At 59.5% G+C, this 10,961-nt stretch carries 10 protein-coding genes, 1 pseudogene and 1 riboswitch; of the genes and pseudogenes, 8 read left to right on the top strand and 3 right to left on the bottom strand.

The window, feature by feature from the left end:
- Positions 1 to 258: 258 nt before the first annotated feature.
- Positions 259 to 600, top strand: coding sequence for a type 2 periplasmic-binding domain-containing protein (locus ACX3P0_RS24815; RefSeq protein ID WP_459092831.1), 342 nt, complete (start codon positions 259 to 261; stop codon positions 598 to 600).
- A gap of 111 nt (positions 601 to 711) precedes the next feature.
- Here the strand turns inward: ACX3P0_RS24815 and scpB are convergent.
- Positions 712 to 1,187, bottom strand: a pseudogene (scpB, locus tag ACX3P0_RS24810) (SMC-Scp complex subunit ScpB); the annotation flags it as partial.
- 503 nt (positions 1,188 to 1,690) lie between these two features.
- A riboswitch (TPP riboswitch) is annotated at positions 1,691 to 1,804 on the top strand.
- Here scpB and ACX3P0_RS24805 point away from each other — a divergent pair.
- The 7 genes from ACX3P0_RS24805 (at position 1,797) to repC (ending at position 8,845) form a co-directional block, all read left to right on the top strand.
- On the top strand, positions 1,797 to 2,405 hold the full coding sequence (locus tag ACX3P0_RS24805; RefSeq protein ID WP_459092829.1) for a YkoF family thiamine/hydroxymethylpyrimidine-binding protein: 609 nt from the start codon (positions 1,797 to 1,799) through the stop codon (positions 2,403 to 2,405). (Overlaps the previous riboswitch by 8 nt.)
- Before the next feature lie 34 nt (positions 2,406 to 2,439).
- Positions 2,440 to 3,240: an ABC transporter permease gene (locus ACX3P0_RS24800; RefSeq protein WP_459092827.1), complete on the top strand. Its 801-nt coding sequence runs from the start codon at positions 2,440 to 2,442 to the stop codon at positions 3,238 to 3,240.
- On the top strand, positions 3,237 to 3,977 hold the full coding sequence (locus ACX3P0_RS24795; protein ID WP_459092825.1) for an ABC transporter ATP-binding protein: 741 nt from the start codon (positions 3,237 to 3,239) through the stop codon (positions 3,975 to 3,977). Before ACX3P0_RS24800 ends, ACX3P0_RS24795 begins: the two co-directional genes overlap by 4 nt.
- Positions 3,974 to 4,984, top strand: coding sequence for an ABC transporter substrate-binding protein (locus ACX3P0_RS24790; protein WP_459092823.1), 1,011 nt, complete (start codon positions 3,974 to 3,976; stop codon positions 4,982 to 4,984). Before ACX3P0_RS24795 ends, ACX3P0_RS24790 begins: the two co-directional genes overlap by 4 nt.
- Before the next feature lie 266 nt (positions 4,985 to 5,250).
- Complete coding sequence (repA, locus tag ACX3P0_RS24785; protein WP_459092821.1) at positions 5,251 to 6,453, top strand: plasmid partitioning protein RepA; 1,203 nt, start codon at positions 5,251 to 5,253, stop codon at positions 6,451 to 6,453.
- Positions 6,453 to 7,484, top strand: coding sequence for a plasmid partitioning protein RepB (gene repB, locus ACX3P0_RS24780; RefSeq protein ID WP_459092833.1), 1,032 nt, complete (start codon positions 6,453 to 6,455; stop codon positions 7,482 to 7,484). The genes repA and repB overlap by 1 nt, the downstream gene beginning before the upstream one ends.
- A 155-nt stretch (positions 7,485 to 7,639) precedes the next feature.
- On the top strand, positions 7,640 to 8,845 hold the full coding sequence (gene repC / locus ACX3P0_RS24775; protein ID WP_459092819.1) for a plasmid replication protein RepC: 1,206 nt from the start codon (positions 7,640 to 7,642) through the stop codon (positions 8,843 to 8,845).
- A 62-nt stretch (positions 8,846 to 8,907) separates the two neighbouring features.
- Here repC and panC read toward each other — a convergent pair whose 3' ends face one another.
- Positions 8,908 to 9,771 carry a pantoate--beta-alanine ligase gene (gene panC / locus ACX3P0_RS24770; RefSeq protein WP_459092817.1) on the bottom strand — a complete coding sequence of 288 codons (864 nt, stop codon included), beginning with the start codon at positions 9,769 to 9,771 and terminating at the stop codon, positions 8,908 to 8,910.
- Complete coding sequence (gene panB, locus ACX3P0_RS24765) at positions 9,768 to 10,613, bottom strand: 3-methyl-2-oxobutanoate hydroxymethyltransferase (RefSeq protein ID WP_459092815.1); 846 nt, start codon at positions 10,611 to 10,613, stop codon at positions 9,768 to 9,770. The genes panC and panB overlap by 4 nt, the downstream gene beginning before the upstream one ends.
- Positions 10,614 to 10,961 lie beyond the last annotated feature (348 nt).

Raw genomic sequence — 10,961 nt, 5'->3', positions numbered from 1 at the left:
TCTGAGGCGGGAAGCGATGGCGCTTGTAGCTGATGGGCAAGTTGTTCATGCATGTGCGTCTATCGCCATGGCTCCTCACAAGCCGTTACCGTGACATCGCCCTTTCTGCGGTTATCAAAAAGTTTGCAACACAACCCTCATTAATCCCATTCGCGACAACCCCAACATTGCGACGTATTTTAGAAAATCATTCGCCTATGTTTGCATCTTGCCAGCTAGCCATCCCCCCTGGCGAATACGACCAGCCCTATCGACCTGATGGCGCTTGCCGACGATGAATTCGTGACTTTGGATCCAATGTATCTGAATTTCATCAGTACGGATCGAGAGTTGCTGGAATTCATGAACAGCCGCTCGCGTCTGTCTTCCCATTCGGCTCCGATTGTTGCTGCGCTCGCACAAGCGACCGGTTCTATCGCTATCGTCGACCCCTTCACAGCGGACTTTCTCGCACTTTCAAGCCGGAATGTGTGCAAGCCAATCCATCAAGAAATAAACTACGAGGTTGCCCTGGTAGGCCGAAGAGATCCGTCACTTCCGGCAAGGTTTCTAGCAGAGACGCTGGAAACAGTGATTAGGAATTGGCCCGCTCCAATATAGCTCATTAGGGGGGTACCGTAACGTTAACGCAGCATCAATCAAAATGTGGAATCTGGTGGCATGGTCGTAAATTGCAGCCGTCGCTGAAGGCGCAACGCGGCAGCGACCCACTCAAGACAGCTGCTCCTCAACGATATCGGTCTCTGCCTCTTCGCTGTCGCCCTCCCCTCGCCCAAGCCCCGACGGAATGTCGCCGGCCAGCAGTTTTTCCTTCGAGAGCAGGCCGGCATCTTCCAGGGCCTCGAAATCCGGCAGGTCACGCAGCGTGTCGAGCGAGAAGTGGGAGAGAAAGGTTTTTGTGGTGACATAGGTATAGGGCGCGCCGGGCGTCGGGCTGCGCGGCCCCGAGGCGATGAAGGTCTGGCCGCGCAGGGTACCGATCGTGTCGCGCGAAACTCCTAGCCAAAGAAGGATGAGAGTTCTCCGCGGGTGATCGGCTGGAAGTAAGCGATGCACATCAGCACCATCACTTCCGACTGCGTCAGGTCGCCTGCCCGCTGCTTTCCCCCGACGGCCGTGCCAATTGCACCGCAAATGGCGTCGGCATAGGCCGCTGGCGGTAAAGCCCTGATCCCCGCCCCGTTTGCCCCCTGCCCCTTGATTTTCAAGGCGTTCGGCCTGCTCCGCCTTGCGCAGCCATGGTGGCACCGGCGTCGTAGGCGGCGGTGTTGACCCCGCTTCAAGAGCTGAAATAAGCATGCCACGATGTGGCCTCGGTCGCAGAATCATGGACGACACCATAGATCGATCGTGCGCTTATTGCTATTCCTGCTGTCGTGATCCGCACCGCCTGTCGTGCGGAATAAAAGACTGATAATGTTGCCTTAACGATGACTTAAGCTGGTAGAATCATTGGATGAGTTATATCGGAATATCGACCCCGGTGGAACGCCTCATCCTGCCGGCGATGGTGATAATGACTTCGTCACGACACCAAATCTCGCTTGAGATCGACTGCTTCCTGGCCCAGCAGCGGATCGTCTCATAACCTAGGTAGCACCTTGACGCGGATCAGCATCGCGGGTGTGAGCGTCCTTGCCTACTTCGCACAGGAACGGCTTGCCATTTCCTCCCCGACCTGATTGATTGCGTGCATCCACAGGGGTGCTCCGTATTGCCGGGGCTGAGACGCGGGCGCCATGCCCTCAGACCCTAGAAGCTGATCTGGGTAATACCAGCGGAGCGAGGCGGGGCTGATGTTTTCTGGCGCACAAATTTCCCTTTATCCCATGACCGACGATTTCGTCGGCGTCATCATGAGCGTGCTAAGTGCGCTCGGTCCCTATCGAGACCGGCTGCGTATCGAGACCGACGATATCTCGACGCTGCTGGTCGGCCCGCCCGAAGTGCTGTTTCCAGCCATGCGCGATCTCTATGTCGCCGCCGCCAACACGGGCGCGCATTGCGTGCTTTCCGCCGCCATTTCGCGCGGCTGTCCCGGCGAACCCGACGATGAAATCTGCGCCTCGCCGCGACTTGGCGGCCCGCGCGAGCCGTTGGAGACGCGCAAGGCCGCATCCCTTGAAGCCGTCGCTGATGCCCTCATCACCGGCACGCCGGCCGCCGCTCAGTTCTCGCTCTATGTGATGGGCACCGGCGATCACATGGGCGAGATTTATGGCTGCATCGATTTCGTGAAGCGTTCGGGCGTGTTCGGCCGCTCCAAGAATTTCTGCACCCGGCTGGACGGCGATTCCGGCGCGGTGTTTGCCGTGCTCGAAGCGGCGTTCTGCCGGTTCGGCCCGCCGGCAGGGCATGTCACCATCGACCTGACGGTATCCGCGAACAGCCCGACGCCGCGCTGACGCGCGTCGCCTTTCGCATCCTCAAGGTAGTACCATGTCCCGTTTGTCCTCTTGCGCGCGTGCGCTTGCTTCCTGTTTCGGCAGGATCGGCCCTGCCCTGATTTCGGTCGGCACGCTGTTTCTCGCCTGGGAGCTTTACGCACGATTTTCGGGCATCTCGCCCACCACCCTGCCCTCGCCGTCGCGCGTGCTGGCGCAGGCGATGCGGCATCGGCAGGCGCTGTTCGACAACACGCTGCCCACCATCCGCGCCACCCTGTTTGGCTTTGCCTGTTCGCTGATGGCGGCCTTCGTGTTTTCGACGCTGATCGATTTCTTCAGGCCACTGCGGCGCGCGCTGTTTCCGGTCTTCATCATCAGCCAGACGCTGCCGCTGGTCGCCATCGCGCCGCTGGTCGTGCTGTGGTTCGGCTTCGGCCTCGCGCCCAAGATCATGCTGGTGGCGCTCGTTACTTTCTTCCCCATGCTGGTGGCGCTGGCTCAAGGGTATGAGGCGACCGACGCCGACATCCAGTCCCTGCTCGCCTCGATGGGCGCATCGCGGTTCAAGATTTTCCGGCTGGCTCGGCTGCCCTCGGCGTTGGCCTATTTCTTCGCCGGCCTGCGCATCTCGATCACCTATGCCGTGGTCGGCGCGATCTTCGCGGAATATGCCGGGGCCGCCAAAGGGCTCGGCATCTACATCCTCAACGCCAAGAACAATTTTCGCCCCGATCTGGTGCTCGCCGCCGTGCTGGTCAGCGCCTCGCTGACGCTGGTGCTGTTCGGCCTGACGCTGCTGGTCCAGCGCCTTGTCATGCCCTGGGAGCGGCTCGGCGAAAGGCGAAAGCCATGAAGCTGGAAGTGCGCCAACTGGCCAAACGGTTCGACGGGCTCGACGTGCTGGACGATATTTCGCTTCATGTCCAGGCGGGCGAATTCGTCTCGATCCTCGGTCCGTCGGGCGCGGGAAAATCCACGATCTTCAAGCTACTGACCGGCGGCATCGATGCGGATAGCGGCGACATCCGCTTCGACGGCGCGCTTCTAGAGAGGGGCAAAAAGCCCTTCGCCTTCATGCCGCAGCACGATGCGCTGATGCCGTGGCGGCGCATCATCGACAACACGACGCTTGGCCTCGAAGTGCGGGGGTTTTCCCGCAAGGCCGCGCGCGAATGCGTAGCACCGCTGTTCGCCGAATTCGGCCTCAACGGCTTCGAACGGCATTATCCCGCCCAACTCTCCGGCGGCATGCGCCAGCGCGCTGCCCTTCTGCGCACCGTGGTGCAGCAGCGCGACATGCTGCTACTGGACGAACCCTTTGGCGCGCTCGACGCGCTGACCCGCGCCGCCATGCAGCACTGGCTGATGGAGATGTGGCAGCGCCACCGCTGGACTGCCCTGCTCATCACCCATGATGTGCGCGAGGCGGTTTTTCTCTCCGACCGCATCTATGTGCTGAGCGCCCGGCCCGCGCGCGTCGTCAGCGAGATCACCGTCGCCCTGCCCCGCCCGCGTCTCGACCTGACCTCGCCAGAAGCCAGCGCCATCGAATCCCGCCTCCTGCAAATCCTGCTCAACCCAAGGACGTGACCATGCTTGACCGCCGCCAGTTTCTCGCCACTACCGCAATCCTCTTCGCCGCACGACCGGCCTTTTCCCAGTCGCGACCCGTTTCCATCGCGCTCGACTGGACGCCGAACACCAACCACATCGGCCTGTTCGTGGCGCAGGCGAAGGGCTTTTATGCCGAAGCCGGCCTCAACGTCAGCATCCTGCCCTACAGCGATACCGCCGCCGGCACGCTGGTGGCCAACCATGTCGCCGATTTCGGCGTTCTGAGTTCGCTGGCGCTTTTCACGCAGCGCACCACCGGTGCCGACCTCGTCGCTACCTATGCGATCAGCCAGGCCGAAACCGGCCGCATCGTCTTCAAGGCCGGCCGCACTGATATCCAGCGTCCCAAAGACCTCGACGGCAAGATCTATGGCGGCTTCGGCAGCGACTGGGAAAAGGCGCTCATTGGCAGCATCATCCGCAACGACGGCGGCACGGATACCTTCAAGACGGTAACGCTCGGCACCTCCGCCTATGAGGCGCTTGCCAATGGCGCGGTGGATTTCACCCTCGAAGTCTACACCTGGGAGGGCGTGAAGGCCGAACTCGATGGCAAGCCACAACGCTCGTTCCGTTACGCCGATTTCGGCGTGCCGGACCAGCACCCCAACTTCATCGGCTCAAGCCGGTCCTATCTCGACAAGAACCAGCAGACGGCCACCGATTTCATCACTGCGACCAGGCGCGGCTACGCCTACGCTGTCGATCACCCCGACGAAGCGGCCGACATGCTGGTTGCCGCCAACAGCGACGCGTTGACCGACCGTGCGCTGGTGAGCGCGTCGTTGCAGGCGCTGATCGATGGGCATTATCTCACAAGCGCGAACGGCGTCATCGGCACCATCGATCCGGCCAAGATGGAAGGGATGGGCAGTTACCTGTTCGATGGCGGTATCCTGCGTGATGGCAACGGCGATGTGGTGAAGGGGCGCCTTGATTATTCGCGCTACTACACCAATGAATACCAGGGCGAGCGGCCCTGACCCTACCCAACGGGGCGGCGATGCCGGCACAGATCAGTGCAGAATGGGGTTTCCTTTGCCGAAACGGCATTGTTGCCACCCAGCGAGCCGGCGGCATGTAGTCACCAGCGGCCAAGGCGATAGGCGTTGAGAGTTGACCGCGGTCAACTCTCGGCTTCCCGTTAACCTATCGTTAACATTAAATTTCTTGCCGGATCGAGGGAATCAGAGCTACATGCGGTTAGTGAGCTAGATGGGCGTTCAAAACGCATGTGCGGAAAATACCGATGAATGCCAAAGCCAGCCTCAAAGAGGAGATCGCTGAAGTTGATCTGCTGATCACACAGCAGGCGAACGAGTTGTCCGCGATGCTGAACGAGCATCGCTTGGCGATGTTCCCGCCGAATGCCCAAAAAACGCTCCGGCCATTCCAGCTTGCGGAGGCGGCGCAGTATCTTGGCGTCACCAGCGGCTACCTGAAGAACCTGTCTCTCGAAGGCAAGGGGCCGGAGCCGATGGTAACACCGTCCGGCCGTCGTTCCTATACGGCTGAACAACTGCTGGATATGCGTAGCTACCTCGACAAGAACAGCCGGGCGGCGGCAAAATACGTTCCTCATCGCCGAGACGGCGACCATCTGCAAATTATTGCCGTTGTCAATTTCAAGGGCGGCTCCGCAAAGACGACGACGGCGGCTCATCTTGCGCAACATCTGGCGCTTACGGGACACCGCGTTCTCGCCATTGATCTAGATCCGCAGGCATCGCTATCGGCCCTGCATGGCTTCCAGCCTGAGATTGATCACAACGAATCCCTCTATGAAGCGCTACGCTACGACGACGAGAGAAAACCGCTTTCGGCACTCGTGAAGAAGACCAATTTTCCAGGCCTCGATATCGTTCCCGCAAATTTGGAGTTGCAGGAATTTGAATACGACACGCCCCTCGCCCTTTCGAGGAAAGACGGCTCCATGGGGCAGATTTTCTTCGGACGCCTGGATGAGGCGGTGGCCGATGTCGCGGACGACTACGACATCGTCATCATAGATTGCCCGCCGCAACTCGGCTACTTGACGCTGACGGCGCTTTCTTCGTCAACGGGGATTTTGATTACCGTTCACCCGCAGATGCTCGACGTCATGTCGATGTGCCAGTTTCTTTTGATGATGGGTGAAATCATGGGGACCCTGAAGAAGGCGGGGGCCAATATGCGGCTCGACTGGCTTCGCTACCTGGTGACCCGTTACGAGCCTACGGACGGTCCGCAGAGCCAGATGGTTGCTTTCATGCGTTCGCTGTTCCGGCAACATGTGCTCGTCAACGAGATGCTCAAGAGTACCGCCATTTCCGATGCGGGGATCACCAAGCAGTCGCTGTACGAGGTCGAGCGCGCGCAATTCACCCGGTCTACTTATGACCGTGCGATGGAAGCCCTGAATCGGGTGAATTCTGAGATCGCGGATCTTATTCACGGGGCATGGGGGCGCTGATGGCCAGAAAAAATCTGCTCACCACGTTTACAGAGGGAAGGTTGACTACAGTCAACCCGCCTCCCCAAAGCGACGCGTTGCCACCTGCCATGGAAAGAACCCGCAGCCGGGGCGCTTTCGGGGCGATGACCCGGTCCATCGACGAACTTGCCGAGAAGGCGCAGGCCGCAAAGGATATCGAGTCCCGGCTTCTTGCGGGTGAAACCGTTATCGATCTCGACCCAGACGGCATCGATATTTCGTTCATTTCCGACCGTATGGACGACGATAAGGAAGCGTTCGAGGAACTGGTGGAAGCCATACGCCAGCGGGGCCAGGATTCCCCGATCCTGGTGCGGCCTCATCCCGGATCCGTCGGTCGCTACATGATCGTTTTCGGGCATCGGCGCGTACGAGCAGCCAAGGCGCTTGGAAGACAGGTGAGGGCGGTCGTCAAGGAATTGGACGACAAGGATCATGTGATTGCCCAGGGACAAGAGAATTCCGCCAGAGCTGATCTCTCTTTCATCGAGAAGGCTGTCTTCGCCTCCAACTTGGAGCGCGGAGGCTACGATCGCGATGTCATCATGTCGGCGTTGTCCGTGGACAAGACTGTAGTCTCCAAAATGATTTCCGTAACCAAGGACATTCCGGCTGAGATCATTGCGGCTGTTGGAGCCGCCAAGAACAGTGGCCGAGACCGCTGGTACGATCTTGCCAAGAAGATCAGGGTGCATGGCGGGTCGCTCGCGGACATGATCTCTTCACACGAATTCAAGACCGCGAGCAGCGACGACAGGCTGGAGATGCTGTCTCGTCATCTGACCGGAAGGACGGCAAGCAAGGCTACGGTATCTCCTGGCCAAGCGGAACCCAGGTCCTGGGCTCCTGCCGACAAGTCGGTCAGCGTTTCAATCAAATCCACGGCAAAGAAGGCTACGGTTACGCTTGAAGATGCGAACGGGCCACGCTTCGCGGAATACATCACCGGACGGCTGGATGAGCTTTACGAGGGCTTTCTGACGTCCGCCAAACAACAAAACGGAGACTAGAAGCCGCAAAAGAAAAAGGCCCCCGAACGGCGAACCGTGGAAGCCTCTCTCGTATTCCTGCAAGAGCGAGAATCGCATTTCCACGAATCAGTGTCAAGCGATGAACGTCGATTCGGCGAGCGGATTTTTTTTGCCTGATTGAAGGCGAAGGAAGAATGGAAACGGATATCGCAACGACTCCCTTTGGGAGCCGAGGGATGACGCTTGCTTATTTGCAGGCGCAAAAGGATTCTCGGGAAATTCCCGAAGGCAAGGCCGTCGACAAGTGGCAGCTCTACCGGGATATCTGCGAGGGCAAGTCGCTTGTCGGTGTTGGCGACCGGTCACTGGCGATCCTGGCGGCCTTGTTATCGTTTTATCCCGACAACGAATTGTCGGAAGAAAACGGCCTGATCGTGTTTCCGTCGAACAAGCAACTGTCGCTCAGGGCACATGGCATGGCGGAGGCCACGCTTCGGCGGCATCTGGCGGCCTTGCTGGATTGCGGCCTTATTACCCGTCGCGACAGTCCGAACGGCAAACGCTACGCCCGCAAGGGCGTGAGCGGCGGCCTGGAGGATGCCTTTGGCTTCTCGCTGGCGCCGCTTCTTGTTCGCTCCGAAGAGTTCCAGATGGCGGCCGAGCGCATTCGCGCGGAGAACAGAGCCCTCAAGTTGATGCGCGAACGAATCACGCTGCACAGACGCGATATCTCCAAACTCATCGAGGTGGCTGTAGAGGAAGGTGCTTCTGGCGACTGGGGAGGCCTGTGGAGGCAATACCGAGCGATCGTGGAGGCAATCCCGCGCCGTGCAGTCTTGCACGAACTGACGGCTATCGTTGCTGACCTTGCCGTCCTGCGCGATGAAGTGGGCATCATGTTGGAAAATTTCATAAAAACCACGAATGTAGGCGCCAATGAGTCTCATAATGAGCGGCAGCAATCTGATTCAAATACCAATGCCCCTTATGAATTTGAACCGGCTTTAGAAAAAAGCAGGGAAGCGGGTGAGCTAGAGCGACGCACGCAGGAGCCGCCGAAAGGCTATCCACTGGGACTAGTGCTAAAGGCCTGCCCGGAAATTGTCGATTACGCAGTCGACGGGATCGACAATTGGCGTGATTTGATGGCCACGGCGGCGCAGGTGCGCGGCTATCTCGGGGTTTCGCCGTCGGCCTATGAGGATGCCTGCCATACAATGGGGGCGGAAACCGCTGCCATTGTGATCGCCTGCATCCTGCAGCGAGCCCAGCACATCCATTCGGCGGGTGGATATCTTCGGGCGCTGACCGAGAAGGCGAGGGCGGGTGAGTTTTCCGTTGGGCCGATGATGATGGCTGCGTTGAAGGCGAGTGGGGCGACAACGAGGATGGTGGGGTAGGGCGCGATGACTTTTTCGGCAAGCGGGTTGTGTTTCGACACGTCTGGGAGCCAAGCCGCTTGCTACATTTGTCCGGCGCTTGCCGGAACAACGACATTATCGATCAGTCGGGTTTCGCCAAGCCAAGCGGCAGTCAGCAGGCGGGAGGGTAGATCTGCCCGAACAAGCGGCGCAAGATCAGTTTCCGAGCGCAATTCGAGATATTCAGCCTCGCGAAATCCGGCGGCCATGATCGATTTCTTGGCGGCTTGCAGAACAGGCGCGGCCTCGACACCTGTTGAGAGTTTTTTCGCGGCGGCGGTCAGAATTGACGCCAGTTTTGGAGCGATTGCCCGCTCCTCGCCTGAAAGGCGGACATTGCGGGAAGAAAGCGCCAGGCCATCGGGCTCACGAACGGTTGGACAGCCAATGATTTCTATCGGTATGTCGAGGTCGCGTGCCATGCGGCGCACGACCTGAAGTTGCTGAAAATCCTTTTCGCCGAACAAGGCGATGTCTGCACCGGTCTGAAGAAACAGCTTTGCTACAACGGTGGCTACCCCGTCGAAATGTCCAGGACGTCCTGAGCCACAAAGCCCCTCACTGACGCCGCTTACCGAGACGGTGGTGGAGAAGGCCGCCGGATAAATTTCCTCGGAGTGCGGTGCATAGAGCAGATGCGCCCCCAGCGGGCCTAGCTTGGCGGCGTCTTCATGTTCGGTGCGGGGATAGGCGGCAAGATCGGCCGCGTTGTTGAACTGTTTTGGATTGACGAACAGCGTGACGATGACCCGATCCGCCTTCGCCAAGGCGGTGCGAACAAGGCTGAGATGACCCTCATGCAGCGCACCCATCGTTGGAACAACGCCGATAGTGGCCTTTTCCCCGCGCCAATCGGCGACGATGGACCGAAGATCGGCACGCGTACGAACGATCGGGACGCTCATATGTCGGATTTCTTTGTCGCGGAGAGCTTTGTGATGCCGAATATATGTTCATCCGTGGGGAATAGTCGCTCGCGAACCTCCGCAGCATAGGCGGCAATCGCAGTTTCAACGTCTTGGCCGAGCTCCGCATAGCGCTTGACGAATTTGGGACGGAAATCGGTAAACATGCCAAGCATGTCGTCAACCACGAGGATCTGCCCGTCACAGGCGGACGACGCGCCAATGCCGATCGTGGGGATAGCGAGCTTTTCAGTGATGGTACGGGCAAGCGGTTCGGTAACCTTTTCAAGCACGATCGAAAACGCCCCGGCGTCCGTAGCGGCTTGCGCATCGCGAAGAACGCGGTCGGCGGCGTTTCCCCGTCCCTGGACCTTGTAGCCGCCAAATGTGTTGACCGCCTGTGGCGTCAAGCCGACATGCGCCATCACCGGAATGCCGCGAGAGATCAGGAAGCGGATAGTTTCCGCCATGGCTTCTCCGCCTTCGAGCTTGACCGCCGCGCATCCGGTCTCCGCCATGATGCGGGCGGCGTTGCGAAAAGCCTGCTCCGGCCCCTCTTCAAAGCTTCCGAACGGCATATCGACGACCATTAGCGCGCGCTCGAGGCCGCGCCGCACCGCCTGGCCGTGCAGGATCATCATGTCGAGCGTCACGCCAAGCGTGGAGGGAAGTCCATGCAGAACCATGCCGACGCTGTCGCCGACCAGCACTAAATCGCAATGTCGATCGACAAGGCTCGCGATCGGCGTCGTGTAGGCCGTAAGGCATACGATAGGTGTTCCGCCTTTCCGGGCCGCGATGTCCGGCGGGGTTAGCGCCTTTGCTTCTGACGACACGCTCATGGTTTTCTTCCCCTACGTCACCATGGTTTGCTTTGAATCGCATAGTTTTGAGCAGATGCGAAGGGATTTGTGCGATGCGGTAGACGGATCGCTTCGGAAGCGCTGGAAGCTGCATTTTTCGCCGATCGCCGCTAACCGCAGTAACGACAAGCCAAGCTGGCGGGCGAAGTGATGCGCGCGACCCGCCCCGCCGAATTGGGCCGTTTAGATGCGCAACAAGGGCAGGGGAGGAGACTTCTGCCTACAGCCCCGACGCTTTTGTCAGATTGACCCTGAACCGATCCCTTCGGCGCTGGTATTTGCGTGTCATTTCGGCGCTAGCGTGGCCGAGTTGCTTTTGCACATAGC

Source organism: Mesorhizobium sp. A556 (assembly GCF_054489545.1).
This window is presented reverse-complemented; position numbering and strand designations above follow the sequence as displayed.